This window comes from Rhizobium sp. SVR5-9E (genome assembly GCF_056755095.1).
On record NZ_JBNDHS010000805.1, the window covers coordinates 1 to 232 of the forward strand.

Consider the following 232-nt stretch of genomic DNA (forward strand, 5'->3'; position numbering starts at 1 on the left):
GTGTAGCTGCTGGTGTTCAGATTCCAACAGGAAATTACTTCACCTTTGCGGCACCGCTTAACGGTCCGGGTGGGGTAACCACGAACCTGGTGAGATGGTACCGTGCTGACAGGGATATAGTGACAGGTGCTACCCTTACCTGGAAAGACCAGACCATCAATGCAGACGCGACCCAGTCGGTGGCAGTCAACCAGCCGGTGTACAATACATCAGGAACTTCCCTGTTGAACTT

General features: G+C 53.0%; 1 protein-coding gene. It reads left to right on the top strand.

What is annotated here, in order from left to right:
- Positions 1–232, top strand: a 232-nt coding sequence (locus ACPYOJ_RS37060; RefSeq protein ID WP_481420639.1) for a hypothetical protein, incomplete at both ends; no start/stop codon positions are given.